Raw genomic sequence first — 25,901 nt, 5'->3', positions numbered from 1 at the left:
TAGAAATCGGAACCTTTATAAATGAGGTTGTTATAAGATATGGAGGATGATAAATCTGGAAAAAGGCATGGTCCGGGGATTTTCTTCTCAAAACAGAGTCTGTAATTTATCATTTTGCCCCGCATAATCAGGACGAAAAGCTCGGACTTATACGATTAAACAGAATTGAAACAGGCAATTATTTCTTGACAAAGTTGCGTAATAGGATTAATATGAATATGGGCAATCCTCACTCGAATTTTCAGCGCCGTTTTATCACTGGCAAGAGTAACTATCAAGTATTGCGGATGAACAGCGGTTACTTAGCAAGACAAGGAGCGTTTGCTATGACAAAACCGTTAGATAGTCTTAAACCTTTAACCCTAACGGGGGGTGAGTGTCTATGAAGCATTATGGCATCATCACGATTGCCTTGGTACTCCTGGTTTGTACTTCGGTATATTCTGCGGAATCGAATTCGCTTATGGCACCTAAAGTCCGATATGAAGCGGACCGAGTTGTTGTTCCCATTGAATTAAACAATGCGGTTGCCATGACTGCCCTGGATCTTCCTTTGGAATTCTCCGAGGGAGTTACCTTGGAAGAGGTCATCTTTGAAGGCACGAGGTCAGAAGGCTTCGACTTCAAATGGGCCAACATTAATAACGACGAAAGGACCGTCGTACTGGGTTTCATTCCCGCACTGGATGGGGAGAAACCCGATTTGGCTCCCGGAAGCGGGCCTATTGCCAATCTTGTCTTCAGCTTCGATGATCCATCGAGCAGCAAAGCGATCGATATTACGCCTATTGAGCTGGAGAATCCGAATCACAGTCTGATGCTTGTTTATACTGAAGTTGTCGATGGTTCTTCCAATTGTTTAAGCCTGACTCCGGAATTCGCGGGAATTAATTTCGCACCATCTCCAGTCGTGCCCGAGGACAATCTTCTTCCGAAATCATTCTCTTTGGCTCAGAATGCTCCGAATCCTTTTAACCCGCAGACTCGGATTGCTTATGACCTTCCGAATGCAGCCAAAGTGAGACTGGAAATCTATAATGTCCTGGGTCAGCAGATCAAAACCCTGGTTGACGAATTCCAGGAAGCCGGTTCCAAGTCGGTCATTTGGGACGGCCGTGATAATTCCGGCACGACGGTTGCGAGCGGCATTTATTTCTATCGTATGGATGCAGGAGATTTTTCCGATACCCGGAAGATGATGATGCTGAAGTAACGAAAAAGATATTGCCTTTCCAACAGCAAGTGAGGACCCCTCTTCGATAGAAGAGGGGTTTTTTTTGACCGTGTGCACGTAAATGGCTGTCCCACAAAAGTTGCGCCACTTTCGGGCCTAAACGCAAATGATGCGATATTAACCGGCAAGATCGCCACCCAAATGGTGGCTAAAACACTCCAACATGTTACTATTCAATGTCTTAAGTTGTCATTGATGATTGTGGCATATGATTTGTTATACTATATATATGTCAGACCAATTGTAGCAAGCAGCGAGTATTTGGCGGTATAGCTGCTGGTTTACACGCTCAAGGAGAGTTGGGCTCCCCCGGGGACGGCGGGAGTCCAATTTTTTTATATAAGATTGTCTCTATGTTTTTGCGGCGTGACAACCAGCTCTGCGAGGATTTTGCCGGTGCCGGCCTCGGTACATATCACCCGGACCTCGGCTTTATACTTTTCATTCGAATATCGGGCTGTTAGTTCGGCCGCTTTCTCCAAATTTGCACGATCGGCGTTGCCGATCAGAAGCGTGGTGGGGGAGCCGGCGTCAGGAACCTCCAGTTTCACATAGTCAGCCTGCGCATATTTATCGAGATTAATATTATCACTTTCATGGCGACCGACGATTACCTTGGTTTTGTCATCAAAGCGAAAATGCCGCCCATAGCGAAGCAGGGAAACAGCAGGTTTGTCGAAAACATCGGAATGGTCAAAGAGATCCTTCAACCGCCGGCAATAATTCACATCGGTCAGAAGGCAGCCCCCCGCCGGCGACCCGAATTCTTCAAGACCGAATTCTGCGGCCAGTTCCAACTGACGTTTACGCGAGCGGCCGGAAATTGACTCCAGTTCGCTTCTGTCGAGCAAACCATTTTTCTCCGGAATCGTCTCATCCATCAGTCCCGCCGACAGCGGCCTGACCAGCAGGCCCTTAAGGCCTGCCATCTTCTCTACCAGGTTAATACTGCTGCGCATCTGGGACATCGGCCGCTGACCCAGCACTTCACCGGTGATTATAAAATCCGCCCCCAGTTTTTCCATATATTCTTTGGCTCTGTTAAGCATCATAATGCGGCAATCGACACACGGGTTCAGATTTTTGCCGTATCCATGGACGGGTGATCTGACAATATCGATAAATTCAGCGCCAAGTCGAAGATGAATCACATCAAAACCGTATTTTTTGCCGACTTCAATCGGATCGACCCCCGGATTGGAGCGTTCCGAATCGACACAGCTGAAATCATGGGAAAAAGTCAGGGCGGTCACTTTTATCCCCTGGCGCATGATTAGAAGGATAGATAGGGACGAGTCTAGACCCCCTGAATAAAGAGCGATGGCATGTCCTTTATAATCTCTATTTTCCAAATTCACATCCATTTCCGGCGCAAAGCGCGATAATAACACAATTAACGTATAAACATCGGGCTATGATAGGAATCTTTTGCACAAATATCAAGACCCCTCAAAAGTGTCTTGACAACAATCCTCAAGGTTTCTACCATTAAGCCTTAACAGATTTTACAGGAGATTACATTTGGTCTTAATAAAATTTCTTCATGACTGGCTCAAGCATTTTATTGTTGAGACTCAGAAGCTATTTTACTTCTCGATTAGAATGATCGGTTCCTTGTTCGGTCGCCCGATTTATCCGGCGGAGACATTCGAGCAAATGTATATAATCGGGGTAGGGTCTTTATTTTTGGTCGTTCTGACCGGTATTTCGGCCGGGCAGGGCATGGCCCTGGAATTCGCCAATGAACTGGCCGATTTCGGAAGCAAGAATTATCTGGGAAGAGTCATGGTTTTGGCCATTGTCCGCGAACTGGGGCCGATTTTGACCGGTATCATGGTCGCTTCCCGCGTTGCCGCGGGCATCACGGCCGAAATCGGATCGATGAAATCGTCCAATCAGATTGACGCCATGATTGCTTTCGGGATCGATCCGATGAGAAAGCTGGCTGCGCCCCGTCTGATTTCGCTGCTGGTCATGGTACCCGCCCTGACCATTGTCTGCGATATTATTTCACTTTTCGGCGGCTGGGTTATTGCCGTTTTCCTTGCTCATATCAGCTCCCTGACATACTGGACGGCGGTGAAAGAAAAGCTTATTTTCGGAAATATTTTTGTGGGAATTTTTAAGCCTTTTTTCTTTGCCCTCGTCATTGCCTTTGTCTCCTGTTATAAGGGATTCACTTCCGAGGGCGGGACCAAAGGAGTCGGCCGGGCGACGACCGAGTCGGTGATGGTCTCATCGATCACGATTCTAATCTCCAATTTTGTCATCACCAAGTTTATTTCCGGCTATTTGAAGGGATATTTATGATCGAATTTCGCAACGTAAATTATTCCATAGAAGATAAACAGATATTGAAAAACGTCTCATTTCTTGTTCCCGACGGCGAGTCACGGGTGATTATGGGACATTCCGGCTCCGGGAAATCGACCATTCTTCGCCTGATACTTGGCCTGGCTTGTCCAAATAGCGGCGAAATATTTATTGATGGCAAAAATATCTGCAAACTCAAGGAAAAGCACTTAAGAGAAATCCGCAAACAGATCGGCATGGTTTTTCAGGACGGGGCGCTGTTTGATTCGCTGACAGTCGGTGAAAATGTCGGGTATTATCTCTTTGAACATACCAGGATGAAGATGGAAGAAATCGATGCTAAGGTCCGCGAAATGCTTGGGTTTGTCGGTCTGTCGGACGAAATAATCGATAATCTTCCCGACCAGCTTTCGGGCGGGATGCAGCGACGGGTGGCGATCGGGCGGGCTCTTCTTTCGACCAATCCCAGGATCATGCTTTATGATGAGCCGACCACCGGTCTGGATCCGCAGATGACCAGGAATATTATTATTCTGATTAACCATCTGGCCGAAGTAAAACAGGTCACATCCATCGTCGTGACACATCAAATTTCGGATGCTTTTGAACTCGCGGAAAAATTTATTATTATTGATGACGGCCGGATCGCTTTTGACGGGTCGCTTGGAGAACTCCGCAATGAGGAGGGCCCGCTGGTAGTGGACTTCCTTCAGCCCTTCCGCGATGCGATCAAAAATGTAAAAAAAATAGACTTTATATAGATAGAGGATGAAATGAAACGAACTACAAAAATAAAATGGGGCGAATTGAGGGTCGGTATCCTCCTGGCCATAGCCATAGCGGTTTTGCTCTGGGCCTCTTTTTCGGGAGGCGGAACTTCCATATTCGACAGCAAAGTTAAATATAAAGCATATTTCAAGAATGTTAATGGTTTGGTGACAGGCAGCCCGGTTTGGGTTGCAGGTATAGAGGTCGGGAATGTTTATAAGGTTGAATTCGTTCATCTCGATGACATGCGCCAGGTCGAAGTCAAATTTCGTATTTTGAAGTCTGTCACCAAGATGGTCACAACCGATGCCTCTATCAAGGTCGGGACAATCGGATTTATCGGTGATAAATATATTGAGATTATCCCGGGTTCATATGCCAACCCGATACTGCCCGAAGGCTCCGTCATTCCGAGCACCGAACCGGGCGATCTCTCGGCTGTCTTTACGGAGGGCGAGGCGGTCATGTCCAAGGCCAAGGACCTGACCAGCAATCTGACCGAACTGACCGGCCGCCTGAATCGGGGGGAGGGTTCGGTTGGAAAGATGTTTACCGAGGAGACGCTGTATAATGAAATGACGCGCCTGATGTCCTCGCTGACAATTTTGATCAATGATATGCAGGAGAGTCAGAAGAAAATTGTTTCATCGCTGGAGAGTCTGACGGATAACATCGATGGCATCGCCGAGAAGGCCAATAAGAATGAAGGGACGATAGGTAAATTGCTTTCGGATCCCGGGCTGTATGACAATATTCATGCCTCAAGCGGACGAATCGATTCGATTCTGGCCAAGATCAACCAGGGGCAGGGGACGGCCGGGGCGATGGTCAATGATGACGAATTGTATCAGGAGATAAAGAATCTGATTGTCCGCGTTGAGAATCTGGTTACCGATATCGAGAACAATCCCCGCAAGTATTTCAAGTTTTCGGTGTTTTAGCGCACCGCCCGAATCTATTTCATAAAAAGAACCCGGTGATTGGATCACCGGGTTCGGGTGAGGTCTGAGGCTGGGGTGGGGCCGCCGAAGCGGCCCCGATGACTATATGTAAAAAGGAATGTTATATCTCCAAAATATTGATATTTCCGGCGGAAGTCCTTAAATACAGCTCCGGACCGCCTTCGTTAATTTGTCCCTTCAAGGATGATTTACGAACTTTTCCGCGGATTGTTACAGGAAAATCGGTTTCAACATGACCGGCACTGGTGCTGGCGTCGATATCGACATTGATGTTGCGGCTGAGATATACGGTCACACCGCCGCCGGAAGTGCTTAATCGGCAGTCATCTTCGGGCTGACCTTCGATTCTGGCGGTGATGCTGCCTCCGGAAGTTTTTACATCGACATCACCAACGCAGCTTTCCAGTCTGATACTGCCGCCTGAGGTTTTTCCCTCGATGAGACCCTTGATTTCCCGGAATCTAAGGCTGCCGCCTGAGGTCTCGACGCGGGCCTCCCCGGTTAAGTTGTTCACATCAATGCTGCCGCCGGCAGTGAAGAGATCAAGATTATATTCTTCGGGGACGGAAATATGAAATTCCAATCCCAGCGATGACCCTCTGCTGCCCCATAACGACCAGATATTGCGGTTTTTAAATTCGGCAAAAATAGACACATCATCGCCATCCTGTTCGAATTCCAATTTCAGATTTTCAAGAATTTCTTCGGTTTTCCGCTCGCTCCGGGTGTCCAGTTTGGCGGCAATCTCTATCTCGACTTTATTGGCGGTATTGGTTTCTATATAAATCGAGCCGATATCCGACTCGATGTAAAGGGTCCCGCCCGAATTGGCATTATATGATTCTTCCCAGGTCTGAACGATGCCGGCGAAGGTGTCAATTGAGGAAGCCAGCAAACAGCCAAAAGTAAGGAGAGTCGTCAAAAATAAGGTTTTGAGGGTGAATTTCATCTATTCCTCCCATAAAATATAATTATAGCCATTCTCTATTAGTTCTTTACGAGAAGTCGGTGGAAAGGTTTCCAAAAAGCCAATAAACCAATTCAAAAGCCAAAACCGGGTTGGAAAGAATTCTCAATTTGAGGTGTTTGACCGGCGCAAAAAGCTTGAATGGAAGAAGTCGGCCAAAAACGCTTGACTATTGATTTTAAACAATTATATATGACCCGTTACGGGAGGACTAAACTTAATGGGTTTAAAGTAGGAGCTTAACTCATATGATAACGAAACAACAAGCCCTTGATTATCACAGCATGGGAAAGCCGGGCAAAGTCGAAGTGAATCCGACCAAGCCCTGCGTGACACAGCTTGATTTATCATTGGCTTATACTCCGGGCGTGGCTCAGCCGTGTCTTGAGATTCACGCCAATCCGGGTGATGTATATAAATACACCGCCAAAGGCAACCTGGTGGCGGTGGTTTCGAATGGGACTGCTGTTCTTGGGCTGGGGAATATCGGGGCTGCGGCCGGTAAGCCGGTCATGGAAGGAAAAGGCGTTCTGTTTAAACGATTCGGCGACGTCGATGTTTTTGACATCGAACTCGATACGGAAGATCCGGATGAAATCATAAAATGCTGCCAGCTTCTCGAACCGACTTTCGGCGGCATAAATCTTGAAGACATAAAGGCCCCGGAGTGCTTCTACATCGAAGAAACACTCAAACGGACCATGAAAATACCGGTCTTTCATGATGATCAGCACGGCACCGCCATTATTTCCGGTGCGGCATTGTTGAATGCGCTGGAACTGGTAAAAAAGGATATCGCCAAAGTGCGGGTCGTTTTTTGCGGCGCCGGCGCCGCAGGAATTGCCTGTGCCAAGCTTTATTGCACTCTCGGTGTCAAGCATGAAAATATCCTGATGGTCGATACCAAAGGTGTCATATATAAGGGGCGCGGCGATAAATTGAATAAGTATAAAGCCGAATTCGAGCGTGAATCCAAATGCCGGACTCTTGAAGATGCCATGAAGGATGCCGACGTTTTTGTCGGTGTCTCCGCCAAGGATATGGTAACCAAGGAAATGGTCAAATCAATGGCGCGTGATCCGATCATTTTTGCCATGGCCAATCCTGATCCCGAAATTTCCTATCCTGATGCGGTCGCGGCCAGGAAAGATGTTATCATGGCGACCGGACGTTCGGATTATCCCAATCAGGTCAATAATGTTCTGGGATTCCCGTTCATTTTCCGGGGTGCTCTTGATGTCCATGCCACCGCGATCAATGATGAAATGAAAATTGCAGCGGTCAAGGCGCTGGCGAAGCTGGCCAAAGAAGATGTTCCCGATGAAGTCGCCCGGGCTTATGGGGTCGATCATTTTAAGTTCGGCCGCGAGTACATAATTCCCAAGCCTTTCGATCACCGGGTGCTCACCTGGGAGGCCGGAGCAGTCGCCCAGGCTGCCATGGATTCCGGCGTTGCTCTGAATAAGGTCGATATTGAGGAATATAAACGTTCCCTTGAGCGCCGAATCGGCAAGGGCCGGATCATAATGAGCGCAGTCACTGATAAGGCCCGCAAGAGTCCCAAGCGAATAGTCTTTCCTGAAGGCGATTCGGATCGAATTCTTCGTGCCGCGCATATCGTCGTCAGCGAAGGTATCGCCAAGCCGATACTTCTGGGTGATCCCGAAAATGTCAAGATGGCGGCAGACGCACTTGAAGTCAGTCTCGACGGGATTGAGATTATTAATCCGATTACTTCTGACAAGCGCAAGCCGTATTCCGAGAGATTTTATGAAAAACGCTGCCGGCGTGGTATCACCAAGGAACAGGCTCTCTGGACCCTGCGTGACCGCACCTACTTCGGTCTTATGATGCTCGAGATGGGTGACTGTGACGGCGTTCTTTCAGGGGTTACATCGACATATCCGACGACCATTCGGCCCGCGCTGGAAATAATTCCGCTTAATGAGGGAATCCACCGCGTGTCCGGACTGTTCGCTATGATTCAGAAGGACAAGGTTTATATGTTTGCCGACACGACGGTGAATATTAACCCTGATGCCGAAGAACTCGCCGAAATCGCTGTCAGCGCTTCGCATGTTGCCAGGGCCTTCGATATTGAGCCGAAGATTGCCATGCTTTCATTCTCGAATTTCGGTTCGGCTCGATACCCGGAATCGGATAAAGTAGCCAAGGCGGTTGAGCTGGTTCGTAAGAAAGATCCGACATTGGTGGTCGAAGGTGAGATGCAGGCTGATACCGCCATGATGCCGGATTTCATGCAGAAATACTTCCCCTTCTCCAAGCTGAAGGAGGAAGCCAATGTCTTCATATTCCCCGATCTTAACTCGGGCAATATCGCCTACAAACTGGTTCAGCGGATGGGCGGCCTGATTGCCGTCGGTCCGATTTTGATGGGCTTCTCCAGACCGGTGCATGTGCTTCATCGCACTCATGACGTCAATCAAATCGTTGATATGGCGGCCATTGCGGTGGTCGATGCCCAGCAAAATGGAAGAAAGTAATCACTTTGTTGATTGCCAGGCCGGGGTCAATGCCCCGGCTTTTTTTTTGAAGGAAAATTTCTGTTGCCATTGGCCGGTGCAGCCGGTAATTTCACTGAATGATTGTTTACACCGACGACATTCAATACGCCGAATATGTTTTGGGAGAATCGCTGTCTTTTCAGCGTGTCGAAATCGGCAGTGAACCTGTTGTCTATCATCGACTTCTTGGAAAGTTGTTCGAATCAAAGACGTTTTTTCGGGTAGAATACGGTCTTTCGACATTTTGGAAATATCTTTTTATTGTAAAGGTGGCTTCTTGTTCTCATTATGATCTGGTGTCCGAATTTTGCCGGGAAAATGTTCCAATCCCTGACGGTTCTCTTTTTCTGGCCGATTCCGGTGGAGGATTCCATGGATTTAAAGGTCGACCCTGGGCCGGTTTGGCCGGAAATATTCATCTTGTGGCTTATTTTGAGCCAAATCGGGTTATTGAACAGATTGCGGTCAGTCTTACCGTTCTGGCCACGGTCTCAGTTGTTGAGACAATTGATACGATTGAAAGCCTGGCGGGTCGGGCCGAAATCAAGTGGATTAACGATGTTTTGATAGATAATTCCAAAGTTGCGGGTGTCCTGGCCTTCACCCAGGCCGAGGGTGATATTATTACCGCCGCGGCCGTCGGTATCGGCTTGAATGTGGAAAAAACGCCCCATATACCGGTCTCCGACTTTGTGCCGCGGGCCGGATCTGTTTGGCAGTTTGAGCCAAATCCAGGCAAAGCCCGATTTAATTATATATTTGCCAATCTCATACTTGCTCTCGAAAGAAACATTGAAAACCTGCTTTTTGGAAAATATTGCCGGTTAATTGACCAATACCGCCGCCGATCGGCTATAATCGGCAAAAAAGTCGTGATTCGGCCCGACACCGATGATGCCGAGGACGATGAAATTTGCTCCGGCCGCGTATTGGCCATTGGGGACGATCTTTATCTTCACCTTGAAGGGGTGTCGCGGCCGGTATCAACCGGGCGCCTGGTTCTGATTTCCTGAATTTCCTTGACATTAATACCGTTATTGTGTTAATTTTGAGCGGGTACACCTGAAGAGAAAACTTAATAGTATTTATTACGACGTTTTTTTGTAATGTCGCGATAACTATTGCCGGGAAGCCGGCAATAGCATTTTGGGGGATTTATATGAATTCACCTGATCTACTATCTATTTGTATTTCCGCTTTTATCGCGGTTTTTGTTCTGCTATCCGTGCTGGCCGTCTTAATGCGCATGACCTCCTGGATATTTGCGCATAAGGAGGTAACCACTGATGCGGCTGTTCTGGCGGCCGTGGCGTCCGCCATGAACACTATCTATCCCGGAACCATTATTACCAAGGTTGAGGAGGTAAAATGATCTTCACCAAGACTGCCAAGAAAATCAGAGTGCAGTTTATGCCGTTTCGCGATGGCTTGCAAAGTTCTTTTGGGGGTAAGGTCAGATTAAATGATTTTCTGCCTGCTATGAAAAGGGCAGCCGAATTGGGAATTCATCATTTCGAGTTCGGGGGCGGGGCCAGGTATCAGGCACCTTTCTTTTACCTGGGTGAGGATCCTTTCGAGGATATGAAAGCTATTCGTGACGCGGTCGGTCCGGATGTCGATCTGCAAATTCTTACGCGATCGGTTTCGGGAGTGACCCTTACGACACAATCTCCCGAAGGGCTCCAGCTTCAGGCCAGGTTAATGAAGCAGTATGGTACAACATGGGATAGAAATTTCGATTACATGAATGATGTCGAGAACCTGATTCGTACCGGTAAGCCGATTGTTGATGCAGGGATGCACCATCAGGTCTGCATTGCTTTAATGGGCTTGCCTTTTAAGTCGAATAAGGTACACACGGCGGAATTTTATATAAATATCGGGAAACGTCTGTTGGAAGACGGTATTCATATAGACAGCATTTGCCTTAAGGATGCCAGCGGCACGACCGATCCCAAGACTATTTATGATACGGCGATAGGTTTAAGGAAGCTTATGCCGCCGGAGATGCCGTTGTGGATGCATACTCATGATACGGCCAGTATGGCGGTGGCCTGCTATATGGCGGCTATTGCCGGCGGCGCCGATGGTGTCGATCTCTCCGTAAGGCCGATGGCGAGCGGGACGGTGCAACCGGATGCTCGTTCGCTGGATCATGCTTTGAAAGGAACCGGCTATGCGCTTGACATCGACGTTTCCAAACTGTCGGAAATCGAGGAGATGCTTAACGAATTGATGAAGGATTATGATTTCAACCCGACAACCACGACGGCTGATGCCCGGGTGCTTGGTTTCCCGATGCCGGGGGGCGCTATCGGGCCCAATGTGCACATGATGGTTAAAGCCGGTATTCTTGAAAAGTATGGTGACGTTCTGGCCGAATTCCCGGTGGTTGTCGAGGCCGGAGGCGCTTGGACATCGGTCACGCCCGGCTCGCAGCAGTACTGGCTGCAGGCTTTCAATAATGTCATGTACGGTCGCTGGAAAAAAATCGATGCCGGATACGGACGCGCCGTCCTGGGATATTTCGGCAAGACGCCGCTTCCTCCCGATCCCGAGGTCATCAAAGTTGCTTCGGAGCAGCTTAACCTGCCGGTCTTCACCGGTAATGCGCTGGATGCGGCTCCCAAGAATATTGAGCCGGCCAAAAAAGCGCTGGAAGAAAGAGGTCTGCCGGTCAACGATAAGAATATTTTCCTTGTCGTGTCGGCCATGGTTCCTGGCAAAAAGATGGAGCTTAATGAGGGCATTCGTTTCCTGATGGGCAATGCCAAAATCGATGTCCCACTTAAGAAGAAAGAAGAACCTAAGCCGGCAGAAGTACCTGCCGCTGCTCCCGTTATTGCCGCTGCGATTAACGGGCCGGTAACATCACGGTGCGTGGTGCAGGAAGGCGCAGTCACCCGGACCTTTATGGTAACGGTTGAGCCGGCGGCTGCTTCCGGAAATCCGAGCCCGGCTCCGGCTGCCGCGGTGAATAATCCCACACCGGCGCCGACAGGGGGAACGTCGGTATTTTCAACCTTTGCCGGTTTTGTCGAGGTTGTTGATATTCTGGTTAAAGTAGGAGAATCGGTAAACAGAGGGCATGTCGTGGCGGCGGTTGAAGCCATGAAGGCCAAGCATGATATAAAAGCGCCGGTTGACGGAAAGGTGACCGCCATACATGTCAAGATCGGCGATGAGATTGATGCTTCCAAACCGATCATGACCATCGCATAAGGGGTGGCTTATGGAATCGTTTTTGGAGCTTTTGTCAAAATCGGGTTTTGCATTTTTCAGCTGGGGAAACCTGCTGATGTTTATCGTCGCCGGGGTCCTCATTTATCTGGCTATTACGAAATATTACGAACCGCTTCTTCTGATCCCTATCGGTTTCGGTATAATTCTGGCCAATCTGCCTCTGGCCCAAATGGGCTCGTACGGTGAAGGAATTATTCAAATCATCTACGACAGTGGTATCAAGACGGAACTGCTCCCGCCCATTATTTTTCTGGGAATAGGTGTTTTGACGGATTTCAGACCATTACTGGGGCGGCCGCTGACCTTTTTGCTGGGAGCGGCGGCGCAGCTGGGTATTTTTGTCGCCGCGCTTGGAGCATACTATCTGCTCGACTTTACGCCGAAAGAAGCGGCCAGTATCGGGATTATCGGTGGTGCCGACGGGCCGACCTCGATTTACCTTGCCAGCCAGCTGGCTCCCGATCTTCTCGGTCCGATTGCCGTGGCCGCCTACAGCTATATGTCGCTGGTACCGATCATACAGCCGCCCATCATGCGTCTGCTGACTACTCATAAGGAACGAGCCATTGATATGCCCCAGGCGAAGCCGGTTTCAAAGACGGCGGTGGTTCTTTTTCCGATCGTTACCGGCATAGTTGCATCGCTGGCCATTCCCTCCGCGGGACCGCTGATCGGCATGCTGATGTTCGGAAATCTCATCCGCGAGAGCGGTGTCACCGAGCGACTCAAGAAAACCGCGGGCGGCGCCATGATCGATATCGTTACCATCTTCCTGGGATTGACGGTCGGCGCCACCATGGACGCGCCGCACTTCCTGAATGTCAGGACACTGATGGTACTGGTGCTGGGCGCCGTGGCCTTTGCTTTCAGTACGGCCGGGGGGGTGCTGTTCGCCAAGATTCTTAATTTGTTTTTGTCGCATAAACATAAAATTAATCCGTGTATCGGTGCGGCCGGTGTTTCGGCGGTACCGATGGCAGCTCGTGTGGTGCAGAAATTCGTGTCGGATGCAACCGACGGCCAGGTCAATCCGCTGATGCCGGCAATGGGCCCGAATGTGGCCGGAGTTATCGGTTCGGCGGTGGCAGCCGGTGTGTTTCTGGCATTTCTATTGTAGCATCAAAATGCAAGCTGCAACACTTTCGTAAGGCCGGGGCGCCCGCCCCGGCCGTTTTTTTATGATATATAATTAAGCGATTACGAGAGACTAATCCGGCGGTTCATCCGGTTTAGGAAATATTTGATAATCGTTGACAATTTATTCTAAAATGTCTATTTTATAAATATCCGGGAAGTCGGTATATAGTTGAAAGCAATCTAAAACAAATTTAATCAAGAAAGGTGTAGGATTATGTCAATTCGAATACTGCAACGTGTGACTATCCTTATTAGCTGCCTGGTAGTAATATCAGGATTAGTGGCTGATGGTCTTTATGCTCAGTGTATTCAACCCCCATCAAATATGTTAGCCTGGTGGCCGGGCGATATTCATTCACGCGATCTTGTATCCAGAAAGACCGCCTTATGGCACGGCACGCCCGGCTATATAACGGGGATGGTTGACCAAGCCTTTGATTTCGACGGCAACTCTTATCTGGAAGTGCCGGAAGAATCCGCTTCACTTGAAATCGATGAGAGTAGTTTCTCAATTGACCTGTGGTTTCAATATGGCTATCAGGGAGGGCTGGTCAGCAGGTATGATCCCCAGTCGCATTTAGGATATGAATTAAGTATTACTCAGATAGTCGGCCCGGCTCCGTGGCAACTGGTCTTCACGATAAACGGCACTTCATACAGCGGAGATCTCCCGGATCCATCAAGCGGCTGGATACATGCTGTTGTAGTGGTAAATAAATCCGCTCAAAACGGAGGCATAATATATATCAATAACCAAATAATGGCCTATTTCGATGCCCAGAGTGTTCAAAGCGTTAGTAGTAATGTATCTTTCAAAATCGGTACCAATTCATTTGACAACCGTCATCAGGGGCCGATTGATGAAGTCGAAGTATTTAAGCGGGCCCTTGATGCATCGGAGGTTGCGGCTTTGTATAATGCCGGCAGCGACGGCAAATGCAAAGATGTACAATTTCAGGTGCCCGTAACTAATAATGTAGGGCTGATAATCTTAGTGACATTATTAGCTGCGGCTGCTATAATCGTGATTGGACGTCGTCGAGCGATAACAATAAGTTAATTATTATCAAAATACTGTCTGTCCTCAAATTCATATTGTCTAATCAGGGTATTGTGCTATATTTATCCCATGTTCAAAATAATCTCAATCGACGGTCCCGAATTTACCGACGAGAAATGGATAGCCTGTCAGGAGCTGCTTGTTGCTCTGCGCAGGAAATACAACAGTTTTTTCTTCGACATCCCATGGCAGCGATTAAAAGAGCAGCATCTTTCACTTTTACAGACCGATAAACATCAATACCGATATGGTGTTTTTGATGAAGGCAAAGCGGTCGGATGGGTGATTGCCCAGGGCCGCGATATCGGCGGGACGGATCCGTCGCTGGTCTCGAATCTGGATGCCGATTATGACCTGATACCCCGTAAATTCTCAATGACCGTCGGCGCTGAGTTGGAGAAACTGCTCGAAAATTATGGTCTGCAGGAACTGGAATATATGGCGAACTGCCGGAGGACCATCAAGCCGGCGGAACACTGGATGGGAATACGGGTGAATATTTTGAACCGTTTCCAGCTTGAGAGAATAATCGCACATAAGGATCTTATAGATAATTGGCTGCAGGAATTTCCCACAAGATATCCGTCATTGCGGCTGGAGTTTCATAAGATTATTCCTGATAAATATTTAGTGCGGTTTGCCGAATTGTTTACGCAGTTTTTGAATGAAATGCCAAGGGAAAGAGATCGCGGCAGAAACTACCATATTACGCCGGAAATATTCAGGGTTCATGACGAGTGGCGGCGAAAGAATGATCGCTTCCTATATATTTTCACCATGCATGATGACCGGGATAATATGACAGGGTTTACTAATGCCATGGTCGCAGGCCATGATCCATCCAATGCCTACCAGGCCATGACCGGAGTAATCAGCGAGTACCGCGGAAAGGGGCTTTCGAAATGGCTCAAGGCGGCGCTGTTCAGAAAAATCGGGGAGGATTTCCCGGGCAACAAATACATGACAACCGATATGCGGGCGGTGAATTTCCCCATACAAAAGGTCAACGAGCAGATGGGTTATAAATTAATCAGCGAAGGCGCCGAGTACAGCGTATCTCTGGAAAATCTCAAGCAATCACTGATGAAATAAAATCGTGCAGTCGAGATTGCGATATGACCCCATTATTTGGATGCGTTAGTATGACAAAATCAGGGAGGTAAGTGTTTTGGAAAAGAGTAATGAAAGAAAACTGGAGAAGTTATTTCCGCAATTAAAAGCATATTATTCTCCCAAAGTCATCGGTGAAGTGAACGATGTTTTTGTGAAAGTCACCAAAGTCAAGGGACAGGATGTTCCCTGGCATATTCATGACAACGAAGATGAAATGTTTTATATGGTCAAGGGTTCCCTGGTGATGCAGATCGAGAATGAGGATGATTTCACGCTGGGCGAGGGTGAATATTATATCGTGAAAAAAGGCATCAAGCACCGTGTTCATTCGGAGCAGGAATGCTGGATTCTGCTCATAGAGCCCAGGGCGACCAAACATACCGGCGACGTCAAATCGACCATAACCAGGACGATTGAAGAGCAGTTGTAGCGGCTTCAAATCCACCGCTTTATTTCCTGTCTATTACTGCCGATAATTAGATAAATAGTCACATTTTCGACAGGGTTATAATTATGTACATTGTATTGGGATTTATATTGCTCTTCGTTTTTGTCATATCGTTGGCCGTTCGCGCCGAGAAGCGTCGCCGCGAGAAGCTGGATAATACACTTCGAATGCGCGGACTGGTGCCGAGGGAACGGCTTGATGACGATCTGATGAAGTCGATATGCGAGCTTCACCGGATCCAGGAAAAGGGACGGGGGATTAAGAATATTTATGAATATGCGCGGTTCGGATACAAGATATACAGGTTCGATATCGCCGGCAATCATGATCGGCAGCAGTATTCGGTCGCTTACACGCTGGTCAATCAATACATGAAATTGCCTCGGTTCGCCATAATGCCGCATCCGAAACTTCCCGGTTTTCTGAGTAAGATCTGGGATGCGGTTTTCCAGAAGATTGTCGCGCGGATTGGACTGAGCGAGATTCGGCCTATGGAGTGTCCGAAATTCAACGAGAAATATTCGCTCTTCGCCGACAAGGGCGACCAGACCATCGGGCAGTTTCCGCGCACGGTTTGGGATCAGTTCGCGGCGATAGATGATTATCTTATTGTCGAGGCCAAGTCGGGTGTTCTCATGTATCAGCAGATGAACCTCGGCAAGCGGGGTCGGCGGACACGATCCAGCCAGGATATCGAGCAGGAGTTGACGATAAATCTGATGCTGGGCGAGAAACTTCATGACATTTTCGCCGATGTGAGCCGCTGGGCGAGGGCTGAGGCAGTGGTGCAGGCGGAAGGTTGAGGAGGTTTCCGCATTATTGGCAGAGTCCTTCAGCGCCATCGCCAAACAACTTTCAACACTTTGTATTGAAATTTGTTTGAGGCTGCCACACTCTTCGAACGCGAAACGGATTACGTATAAAATTGCGTAGCAAATTACCATCAAATTACTATCGTTTTTGCAGCGATTTTAGCGAAAATTTCATTGTACTAAATTTACTTTCATTGAATTACACGGAATTGGGTTCGTTTTCCTATTTTTAAAGTTTCGACTTCATTTTGTTAGTAAAATTGGACGTAGTGGCGCCTTTTGGCCTTCGGTCTGCCATAGCGATGATGCCTGCGTGAAAGAAACCCGACATATCTTATGCGATAATTCATGTATATTTTCCTGTAATAGACGATGCATAATGGACTTACACGAAATTGGCTTTGTTTTTGCGTTTTTAAAAAAATGAAATAACCATTCCCCTGCCAAGAGCCTTTTAAGCAGGGCAGGAACCGAAATTCCGCCTGCGACGGAAAGAGCGATTCGGCCTACTCTTATAGTGGATAAGGAACCGACAATTCCAATTTTTGACGCTCGCATAGCCATAATTATAAAAAGTCTCCTCTATAAGACCCCTCGGATGGAATTACCATCAAATTGATGTGGTTTTTTCAGAGATTGGATGTAATATCAAGGAAGGGGCCGGCATCCCCAGGCGAGTTTTTTTACAAAACTCACTTGAGACTGCCATACTGGATTATTTTGTAATCCCGCCCCAAACAAGATTGGCGCGGGCACCCGACCGCAACCATTCATAGCGGCCACCCAAGCCGTCAGGTCACAATTCCCCGATTTTGGTCGGGGAATCAAGACCTGACGCAACTCGGAAAATAGGAATATTAACCGCTTTAATCTGAATAGTATGTGACTTTTATTGAAAAATTAAGTTGGTTGTCATTCTCTAATAACAGATTTGTTCCTTTATACACAGTCATAGGATAGCTACCTTTTCCGTATAAAGTATACTTTATCCCTGTTTTTAAATCTGTAACAATAAGTTTGTCATCCAGCCAGTTTATTCCTTTTAGCACAGCCTGACTGCAATTTTTTGGGAGTGACCAATGAAGAGATTTCCCGCCTTCGACAACGATTGTCTCACTCCAAATCTGAGTAGAATTGACCGTCAATGCAAAGAGAATTGACAAGAAAACAGTCAGGAATAAAATTGATTTGAGCCGCATAACGTCCTCCGATTTCAAAGTTTAGGACTTAATGTTTGAGTAAAAGGTTTCTTTTATTCTATTGTTTAACCTGTAATAGTTGCAAATTGGCGCATGTGCAGAAAATTATTTTTATATGAAAAAAATAGGTCAGAATATTTGAAAGATTAATTTATAAAGAGAGTGAGCCCTTTTTATGGTGGCTTCAATTATTACCCTAACCAATTGGAGTGGCCAACCAGACCGGCGAGACTTGACATTAGAGCAACTTATTCAATATTTTTATTACAATTTTTATGATAAGTTCCGCATCCTCTTCTCTTATTTGTCGTGTTAAATCGTGAACAAGTTCATTTCTGTCAAGCCTTAATCCATGTAAATAGTGGACCTCACTTTTGGAAATAATTCCGTTTTCACACGCTGCATCAATCAGCCCTGAGAAATCGCTGTTTTTTAATCTTTTCCTTAGTATATACTCCATTAGAGAAGCGGCATAAATTGTTGAACCTCTATAAAATCCATATATAAACATATTGACCGATTCAATAAATGCATGTTCTATAATGGGATCTGTCCGTATTCGCTCAACATTAGGCAACTTACCCAAGGCATTTATTCTTATCAATAGCCTTTGTTTTGAAAGCCTATATTGATTCAATTCGTCCTTGTCTTCCTTTTTTGGAGATGCGATTGCAGCTCCAAATAATCCACCAAGAACTACTCCCCAAAAACCGTCAGCCTCTTGTGACATCAATAATCTCCCTAACAGTCTTTATAGTTATTTAAATCCGAAATAAAATATTTCTTAATCTCGCGAAGGAAACATGTGAAAAGATCATAATCCATTGATAAAATATATGGCTATCTACAGAACTTAATCTTGACTATTAAATGGATTGCTGCTGTTCGAATATACCTTTTCATATTCAATTATTTCCAGGACGTCCCACCAAGCAACGTCACCAAAATCCAAAACTTCTTTCGAGGGATCCCAACGAAAGGCGACTCTTATAGATAATGTCTCACCATTTCTTTCGGACGCTTCTGTCAATGCAAATCTTTTAATCCTAGATTTCTCCAATCGTTTTATAAGATCATTCTCAAGCCAATCACATAATTCATAATACTTATAAGGTGCATTGGGTGGCCTATCATAACTAGCCGCAAAGTCATTGACATGTATTCCAAAAGTTGCAACCCATGTCGTTATTCCTGTGATCGGCTTACTGGATGGTAACTGACTTAATTTAGCAATAAGAATATCGACTGTGTCAAATATACCTTCTTTTCGTAAATCTATATATATTTTATCAATAGCCAATTGGTCAAAATTTACATCATCCAGAAGTATCGGTAATATAAATTCACTTTTCCTTGTTTCTTCTTCTTTTAAAGCACTGACATATTCTCTTTTTGTCCAATATTTATTAACATAGTGTTTCGATATTATAGGGACACAAAAGCAGGATAACGGACCATAGATTTGCGTGGTCTCACTAGACAATTTTTTTCCAACAAGAAATGGCTTATTGGATCTATCGAAGTAAATCTTTGCGCCGTTATCAAGTAGTAGCTTGCAAATATCCCTTACCAATCCCACATCTTCACCAGCGTAAGAAATCGCAAAATCGAATTTAAATTTATCCTTTTTCATCAAATGCTATACCCCCATCCCCAGCATCCACTTCAGTAATTTGACAGTGCCGGATTTGCCGGATTCGCCGACTTCCATCTCGGGGCCGACACATGACGGGCAGCCGCTCTGGCAAGGACAGTTCTCGACCTGGTCGAGACAGGCGCGGAATAAATCATCGGAAATATTGAACAGCTTTTCGGAATAACCGACGCCGTCGGGGATATTCTCATAGATATAAATAGTCGGTAGTTCGGTGAACGGCGAGCGCACCTGTGAAATCGAGCGGAGGTCATGCGGGTCACACATCATCCACAACGGTGCAATCTTGCCGAGGATGTTGGCGACACCGCGCAAAGCGCCGCCGAACTGCTCGCCATCGAGATTAATCTTGAAGCGGATGTCGCCGGGGAAGGAATACCAATAGGAATTAGTATGCAGCTCCAACTCCGGCAGTTCGATCTTGCCCCAGCCGACATTTTCATGCGTGTGGAACTTGATCTTTTTATAGAGCACGGTCACCGAAGTCACGGTCACTTCGCCCCATGACAGCCGGGCCTCATATTTGGCCTTTTCATCGGTGACGGAGAGCACTTTCAGATCGGTTTTGGTTTCGGCATCGGTGTAATAATCGACATCGGTTTCTTTGACGTAAGCTTTGCGTCCTTCCCAGTCCAGTTCGGTCACCTGGTACTGGTCGGCATCATGCAAATAAATCGCTTCCGGGTGCAAAAAGATCGGCGCCGAATAATAATCGACCTCGCCGATGACGCGGTTGTTGTCGGTCTGGTTGAGGATGACGAAATTCTCGGGCGAAGCCGACCGCAATGAGACCTGCTGGGCCGGGTAGATTTCGGAGGCCCAGTGATATTTGCCGCCGGCCTGGCGGACCACTTTTTGCGATTCGAGGTAATCGAGGATTTCCTCGGTGCCGTCATGGCGGAATTTTTCGCCGACGGATAGCGGCAGTTCAAAGCTGGCGCATTTGATATGATTGGCCGAGATGATCAGGTTGTCGGGGTCGATAATGCCCATCTCCGGGGTCTTCTTGAAAAGATACGTCGGGTCCTTGGCCAGAAACTGGTTGATGGCCGAACTGTTGGCGACGAAAATCGTTACCGAAACATCGGCGCGCCGTCCGGCCCGTCCGGCCTGCTGCCAGACCGAGGAGATCGATCCGGGATAGCCGCAGATAATTGAAACATCGAGCGCCCCGATATCGATGCCCAGTTCCAGGGCGTTGGTCGAGACGACGCCGGTGATGGCGCCGCTGCGGAGGCCCTGCTCGATATCGCGCCTTTGATTTGGAAGGTAGCCGCCGCGATAGCCGGCCACCTTGATATTTTTCCCGAAAGGCTCTTTGAATTTCTCGCGAAGGTATGATAAGAGCACTTCCACCTGAAGGCGGTATTGGGCAAAGACAATGGTCTGGATTCTTTCGCGAATAAACCGCTCGGCCAGATTAAATGACTCGCCCAGCGCCGATTTTCGGATACCGAGCTGTTTGTTGATGACCGGAGGGTTATATATGATAAAGTGTTTTTCGCCGGTCGGGGCGCCGTTTTTGTCCACCAGATTGACTTTTTTGCCGGTGATTCGTTCGGCCAGTTCGGCCGGGTTGGCGATGGTGGCGGATGAACAGATGAAGATGGGATCGGAGCCGTAAAAGTTGCACACCCGCCGCAGGCGGCGGACGACATTGGCCAGATGCGAGCCGAAAATTCCGCGGTAATGATGGATTTCATCGATGACGACAAATTTCAAATTCTCGAACAGCTTGATCCACTTGGTATGGTGCGGCAGGATGCCGGCATGAAGCATATCGGGGTTGGTCACGACAATATGTCCGGCGGAGCGGATCAATCGCCGGGCGGTCTGCGGCGTGTCGCCGTCGAAAGTATAAGTCTTGATATCGACGTCAAGCGTGTCGATCAAGCCGGTCAGTTCGGCCAACTGATCCTGTGAAAGCGCTTTGGTGGGGAAGAGGTACATGGCGCGGTCGGAATGGTTTTTCATGATGCTGTCGAGGACCGGGAGATTGTAGCAGAGGGTTTTACCGGAGGCGGTGGGGGTGACAATGACGGTGTTATGGCCGGCATGAATCGAATCGACCGCTTCGCGCTGGTGCGAATATAATTTTTGGATGCCGCGCCTTTTCATCACCGAAACCAGTTTTTCGTCCAGGTAATCCGGATAATCTTCATAGACTCCTGCGCGGGGCGGGAAGACCTGCCATTTGGCGATGTTGGGCGCGATGGCGCGGTCGGTTTTGAACGATTCAAGCAACTGGATCAGGTTCATATCGTTTTATTTCTTGTCCACAAGCTGGCGTTTGCAAATATCGCAGAATTTTTCGCCCTTGGCGTCGATGTCGAACATATCCTGGCTGTAGTAATTAACACATCTCGGGTTTCGGCAACTGGTCATTCCGGTCAAATGGGCCACCTGATGCACCGCCTGCTTGAAGAGGCGGGTGTAAATTTTCATATCATCCTCGGGCAGTCCATAAAACTCCTGGCGGATACGAAAGAGCGAGATCACCGCCGTACCCAGCACGATATCGGAATTGCCGAGAATGTAGGTTTCATCGGGAAGATAAAGATCTTCCTCACAAATGCCCATCACAAGTTCTTTGGGGTTGGCTTTGACCCGCTCCAGTTTGGCAAGGATGATGCTTCCATAATGTTGATTGCGAATGACGTTAAAAGCTTCTTCGGGGACCTTCATACCCTTGAGAATATCAACCGACCGTCCGAAGACGGGACCGATCGAGGTGGCCAGGCGGTTGACCATCATGAAATCAACATCTCCCAGCGGCACGACGACTATTTTTGATTTTTTCTGAAGCATTATCTATTCAGCAGTAAAAAATCTTCTTTTCGATCCTGTCGGCGACACTTTGATTTCCAGTTTTGCCGAACACCTGGGGCACCAGCCGACAAAGGCATCGCCCTTTTTGTTAAGATATATCCTGGAGTAAATATGGCAACACTTAAAAACGATGCCGATATGCGGCCGGCCAATTGTATCATTTTTTTCTTTCTCGGCCATTCCGGTTTACTTCGAAGCCGCTTTTGCGGCGAAGGATTCCTCCATAATGGCGACCGAGGCCGACGAGCCGATCCGATCGGCGCCGGCTCTTATCAATTCCATGGCATCAGCCAGAGTTCTGATACCTCCGGAAGCCTTCACTTTGATCTGACCGTTGGCGGTCCGTTTCAGACGTTCGACCATTTTGACGGTTGCCCCGCCAAAAAATCCGGTGGCGGTTTTAACAAAATCGGCTCCGGCATTGATTATGGCCTTGACCGCCTCGACCTGGGCGACCGCGGAGAGTTTGGGAGCCTCGATGATTACTTTTAAGATAATATGGCCAGGGAGCGCCTTCTTAATTTGATATATCTCATCTTCAACTTTGTTGAATTTCCCCGAAACCATCAGGCCAACATTGGCCACCATGTCGATCTCATCCGCCCCGTCATCGACTCCCTTTACCGCTTCGGCCACTTTAATATCGGTCGTGTTGGCCGAAAGCGGAAAACCGGAAACCGAAACGATTTTAATATCAGAACCGGACAATTGTTTTTTGGCATATTTGACCCAATATGGATTTATGGCGATTCCATAAAATGCGTATTTTTTGGCTTCACGGCAGAGTTTTTCAATCGCTTTTTGATCCGTCTCGGGAGTAAGGATCGAATGGTCGAAATATCTATTCAAGTTTTCTATCATTTAATCTCCTCAAGGTCCCCAATGCTTAAATCATATCAATTTATTGCAGTTAATCCACCGGTTTATTATAGCTTATTAAAAGCGTTTAGGCAAGGGGTGGAAATTACGGTCAATCAGTCAAAAAAATTCAATTTGAAACGGGTGTCCATACTCCCGAAGCATAATGGGGCGGGACAGTGATGTCAATCACATCCCGGCAAAAGCACAAAATCTGAAGATTCTAGTTGATTATAGGCAAGAAAAATACTTTTTTGAAAATTTTAAGGGTTTGAGCTTTGCAAACGTAATTAGTACTTATTTATTGAAGTGAGAAATAGTTGTCTTTTATGGCAATTCTTTGATAATTAGAAAGGAACTACAACCAATGGCCGTTGAAAATTCGGGTGAAATCCTGAAAAAGGCAGAGAAGGGCATCGCCAATTTTCTTAAGACTTCCCGAGATGCCGGGCGCATCGATGACCAACTGTATCAAATAGCTCTTAATAATACATTCAAAAAGCTGAAATTATGGCTTGAGGATCCCAATATCGATATTATTTCGCCCCTTTTGAAAAAGGGGATAATTGATACAATAAATTCAGGCGACTGGGAAAAGGTCGTCAATGCTTTCAGGCAGAATGTTCGTTTTGGCACCGGCGGTATTCGGGGCATGATGGCCTTCGACAGGGAGTCGATTCGACGGATGAAGGACGGCCGGGACGGCATCGGGTCGGCTGTTTTCAAGGGCCCGAATACTATCAATGATCTTGTCATGCTGATGACGACCGCCGGAGTGGCGCAGTTCGGCAGGGCTCAGAAACCGGTGTTGGAGAAAGTGGTGGTTGGGTATGACAGCCGGGTTCGGGGCCATGATTTTGCGCGGGCCGTTGCCGAAGTCTTCCTTGGCTATGGTTATACGGTGTATTTTTTCGACGCGCCCTGTCCCTATCCCGAGGTGACCTTTGCCATACCGCATGAGGATGTCAAAGCGGATATCGGGGTGCTGATTTCGGCCAGTCATAACGATTATCGATACAATGGATATAAGCTTTCGTGCGCCAACGGCTCGCAGTTCGATCCCGAGGAGAGGGACGAGATGTACCATGACTATATCCAGAAAATCGAGCCGAAAGATATCGTCGGGCATATCTGCAAGTTTAAAGATGCCGGAAAGGACAAGCTGTATTTTCTTGGCGGCGACGAGCTGCTCGATGATTTTGATTATTCCGGCAAGGAAATGAATTTGATCAATATGCACCGGGCACATCGCCGGCACATGCAATCCTTTCTTATGACGGAGAATCTTCCGGAGCAACAGAAGAAGAGCAAGAATCCGCTTAATATAGCCTTTTGTCCGTTTCACGGGGCCGGTTACAAGGCGGTTCCAAGACTGTTGCAGAATGTGGGCTTTCTTCCGGAGAATATTAAGTCAATCGACGGGACATCCGAAAATATGGGACTTAATGAGCTCAACGGGATGTTCCCCGCTTTTTGCAGTGACCCCGGCCGCGAGCAGCAGCCCGATCCGGGGGATCCCCGCGCCGCCCGGACGGCGGTAAAAGCTTTCAAGCTGGATTACGGGGAAAAGGCATTCAAGGATGTCGATATTCTGATCGGGACCGATCCTGATGCCGACCGATGCGGTATTGTCGTTAAAATCCCCGAAAAGCAGAGGCATATTTACAGCTTTAATAAAGAGGATTATTACCTGCTTCCGGCCGATGATATGTGGACCCTGGTGGTCTGGTATCGGCTTCAGCGCGAAATTGAGCGATTCGGCAAGATTAAAGACGCTGAAAAGAAGTTCATAGTCCTGTCGCATACTACTTCCGACAGCATCACACGGCTGGCTCTGAAATATGGACTCGGCGTGGTCAAGACCTGGGTCGGTTTTGCGGCGCTGGCGGCGGCTACCCGAGATACCTGGGACGGCAAGGCGCGGGAAATGGCCGGGTTAAAAAATGGCCATGATGAAAAATATATCGAATTATGCCATCCGTTTATATGCGAAACCTACGGTATGACCGAAGGCAAGCGTTCTATCAACTATGCCGCAATGGAGCAGAGCAACGGTTTTTCCATATTGGGCGGGCCGCCTCCCGATGGACGGTCATTGGGGGTGGGCGGTCATGTCCGCGATAAAGACGGCACTTTTGCAGCACTGCTGGTGGCCGAAATTGCGGCCTGGGCCAAGGAAAAAGGAACCGATATTATCGGATTGCTTGATAAGGACATTTATCTTGATCCCGATATCGGGCTGTTTGCGACGTTTTATGAACCGGACCCGCTCGATGGGGAGTACCCCGGAATCGAGGGTGATCGAATCAAGAAAAATATTCTGATTAAGGCGTATGATTTGTACGACCAGGCTCTTGGCGGCAAGCTGGTAATCGCCGGCCGGAAAGTCAAGGCGGCGGCGGTATATCGGACCGGTAAGTATGACGAGATTTATCCGCCTGAAAAGGATTTTGTTTTTCCCGATGAGGGAATCAGGCTATTTTTCGAAGATGATCCGGCGAGGCAGGAGCATATTACGATCAGGCCCTCCGGAACCGGCAACTCGCTGCGGTTTCATATCCAGTTGCATGATTTCGCCAGGGCGGACAATTTGAATGAAGCCAAGAATAGACTGCGCAATCCCAAGGACGGTCTCGGCATCAGGATAATGAATGAATTAAGGGAGCGGCTTGACGCGCCAAGAAGGTGACGGTATTTTAGAATCATGAAGAAAAAGAACGACCCAAAATGAATTTTCCGGTCAATGTTCTTACCAGCGTTGTGGCTATTATGTTCTACT

General features: G+C 47.7%; 23 protein-coding genes. 14 read left to right on the top strand and 9 right to left on the bottom strand.

Going from position 1 to position 25,901, the window contains the following annotated elements; all coding sequences use genetic code 11:
- Nucleotides 1-382: 382 nt before the first annotated feature.
- Entirely contained in the window at nt 383-1,213 is an 831-nt protein-coding gene (locus CVT49_01765) for a hypothetical protein (protein ID PKK84907.1), read from the top strand.
- Between the two features lie 356 nt (nt 1,214-1,569).
- Here the strand turns inward: CVT49_01765 and CVT49_01760 are convergent, their stop codons facing one another.
- Complete coding sequence (locus tag CVT49_01760) at nt 1,570-2,598, bottom strand: hypothetical protein (GenBank protein PKK84906.1); 1,029 nt, start codon at nt 2,596-2,598, stop codon at nt 1,570-1,572.
- Nucleotides 2,599-2,755: 157 nt separating this feature from the next.
- Between CVT49_01760 and CVT49_01755 the strand changes: the two genes are divergently transcribed.
- The 3 genes from CVT49_01755 to CVT49_01745 are packed head-to-tail and all read left to right on the top strand — an operon-like array spanning nt 2,756 to nt 5,256.
- Complete coding sequence (locus tag CVT49_01755; protein ID PKK84905.1) at nt 2,756-3,544, top strand: transporter; 789 nt, start codon at nt 2,756-2,758, stop codon at nt 3,542-3,544.
- On the top strand, nt 3,541-4,308 hold the full coding sequence (locus CVT49_01750; protein ID PKK84904.1) for an ABC transporter ATP-binding protein: 768 nt from the start codon (nt 3,541-3,543) through the stop codon (nt 4,306-4,308). Before CVT49_01755 ends, CVT49_01750 begins: the two co-directional genes overlap by 4 nt.
- Nucleotides 4,309-4,320: 12 nt before the next feature.
- Nucleotides 4,321-5,256: a hypothetical protein gene (locus tag CVT49_01745; protein PKK84903.1), complete on the top strand. Its 936-nt coding sequence runs from the start codon at nt 4,321-4,323 to the stop codon at nt 5,254-5,256.
- 121 nt (nt 5,257-5,377) lie between these two features.
- Here CVT49_01745 and CVT49_01740 read toward each other — a convergent pair whose 3' ends face one another.
- Complete coding sequence (locus tag CVT49_01740; GenBank protein ID PKK84902.1) at nt 5,378-6,226, bottom strand: hypothetical protein; 849 nt, start codon at nt 6,224-6,226, stop codon at nt 5,378-5,380.
- Nucleotides 6,227-6,492: 266 nt separating this feature from the next.
- On the opposite strand from CVT49_01740, the gene CVT49_01735 reads away from it, so the two are divergent.
- The 9 genes from CVT49_01735 (at nt 6,493) to CVT49_01695 (ending at nt 16,573) form a co-directional block, all read left to right on the top strand.
- Complete coding sequence (locus CVT49_01735; protein PKK84901.1) at nt 6,493-8,748, top strand: NADP-dependent malic enzyme; 2,256 nt, start codon at nt 6,493-6,495, stop codon at nt 8,746-8,748.
- Nucleotides 8,749-8,846: 98 nt separating this feature from the next.
- Complete coding sequence (locus CVT49_01730; GenBank protein PKK84900.1) at nt 8,847-9,782, top strand: hypothetical protein; 936 nt, start codon at nt 8,847-8,849, stop codon at nt 9,780-9,782.
- Between the two features lie 146 nt (nt 9,783-9,928).
- Nucleotides 9,929-10,141 (top strand): hypothetical protein, encoded by a 213-nt coding sequence (locus CVT49_01725; protein PKK84899.1) that lies wholly within the window; start codon nt 9,929-9,931, stop codon nt 10,139-10,141.
- Complete coding sequence (locus tag CVT49_01720; protein PKK84898.1) at nt 10,138-11,991, top strand: biotin attachment protein; 1,854 nt, start codon at nt 10,138-10,140, stop codon at nt 11,989-11,991. The genes CVT49_01725 and CVT49_01720 overlap by 4 nt, the downstream gene beginning before the upstream one ends.
- A gap of 10 nt (nt 11,992-12,001) precedes the next feature.
- Complete coding sequence (locus CVT49_01715) at nt 12,002-13,129, top strand: hypothetical protein (GenBank protein ID PKK84897.1); 1,128 nt, start codon at nt 12,002-12,004, stop codon at nt 13,127-13,129.
- Nucleotides 13,130-13,363: 234 nt separating this feature from the next.
- Nucleotides 13,364-14,209: a hypothetical protein gene (locus tag CVT49_01710; protein ID PKK84896.1), complete on the top strand. Its 846-nt coding sequence runs from the start codon at nt 13,364-13,366 to the stop codon at nt 14,207-14,209.
- A gap of 69 nt (nt 14,210-14,278) precedes the next feature.
- Nucleotides 14,279-15,301 (top strand): hypothetical protein, encoded by a 1,023-nt coding sequence (locus CVT49_01705; protein PKK84895.1) that lies wholly within the window; start codon nt 14,279-14,281, stop codon nt 15,299-15,301.
- A gap of 100 nt (nt 15,302-15,401) precedes the next feature.
- The gene (locus tag CVT49_01700) at nt 15,402-15,752 is read left to right on the top strand and encodes a cupin domain-containing protein (protein PKK84955.1); all 351 of its coding nucleotides are present in this window, start codon (nt 15,402-15,404) and stop codon (nt 15,750-15,752) included.
- A gap of 83 nt (nt 15,753-15,835) precedes the next feature.
- Nucleotides 15,836-16,573: a hypothetical protein gene (locus CVT49_01695; protein ID PKK84894.1), complete on the top strand. Its 738-nt coding sequence runs from the start codon at nt 15,836-15,838 to the stop codon at nt 16,571-16,573.
- A gap of 875 nt (nt 16,574-17,448) precedes the next feature.
- On the opposite strand, the gene CVT49_01690 is transcribed toward CVT49_01695, so the two are convergent.
- The 7 genes from CVT49_01690 to deoC all read right to left on the bottom strand — a co-directional run bounded on the left by CVT49_01690 (nt 17,449) and on the right by deoC (nt 23,125).
- Nucleotides 17,449-17,781: a hypothetical protein gene (locus CVT49_01690; GenBank protein ID PKK84893.1), complete on the bottom strand. Its 333-nt coding sequence runs from the start codon at nt 17,779-17,781 to the stop codon at nt 17,449-17,451.
- A 238-nt stretch (nt 17,782-18,019) separates the two neighbouring features.
- Entirely contained in the window at nt 18,020-18,511 is a 492-nt protein-coding gene (locus CVT49_01685; protein ID PKK84892.1) for a hypothetical protein, read from the bottom strand.
- A gap of 123 nt (nt 18,512-18,634) precedes the next feature.
- The gene (locus CVT49_01680; GenBank protein ID PKK84891.1) at nt 18,635-19,414 is read right to left on the bottom strand and encodes a hypothetical protein; all 780 of its coding nucleotides are present in this window, start codon (nt 19,412-19,414) and stop codon (nt 18,635-18,637) included.
- A gap of 6 nt (nt 19,415-19,420) precedes the next feature.
- Nucleotides 19,421-21,694 carry an ATP-dependent helicase gene (locus CVT49_01675; GenBank protein ID PKK84890.1) on the bottom strand — a complete coding sequence of 758 codons (2,274 nt, stop codon included), beginning with the start codon at nt 21,692-21,694 and terminating at the stop codon, nt 19,421-19,423.
- Nucleotides 21,695-21,700: 6 nt separating this feature from the next.
- Complete coding sequence (locus tag CVT49_01670; GenBank protein PKK84889.1) at nt 21,701-22,243, bottom strand: hypothetical protein; 543 nt, start codon at nt 22,241-22,243, stop codon at nt 21,701-21,703.
- A gap of 3 nt (nt 22,244-22,246) precedes the next feature.
- Entirely contained in the window at nt 22,247-22,444 is a 198-nt protein-coding gene (locus CVT49_01665; GenBank protein PKK84888.1) for a hypothetical protein, read from the bottom strand.
- A gap of 6 nt (nt 22,445-22,450) precedes the next feature.
- Nucleotides 22,451-23,125, bottom strand: coding sequence for a deoxyribose-phosphate aldolase (gene deoC, locus CVT49_01660; protein PKK84887.1), 675 nt, complete (start codon nt 23,123-23,125; stop codon nt 22,451-22,453).
- A 364-nt stretch (nt 23,126-23,489) separates the two neighbouring features.
- Between deoC and CVT49_01655 the strand changes: the two genes are divergently transcribed.
- Nucleotides 23,490-25,811: a hypothetical protein gene (locus CVT49_01655; protein ID PKK84886.1), complete on the top strand. Its 2,322-nt coding sequence runs from the start codon at nt 23,490-23,492 to the stop codon at nt 25,809-25,811.
- Nucleotides 25,812-25,901 lie beyond the last annotated feature (90 nt).

It is taken from the genome of candidate division Zixibacteria bacterium HGW-Zixibacteria-1 (assembly GCA_002838945.1).
GTDB lineage: Bacteria > Zixibacteria > MSB-5A5 > GN15 > PGXB01 > PGXB01.
Note: the sequence above shows the minus strand (reverse complement) of the source record. Positions and strands in the feature narration are given on the sequence as shown.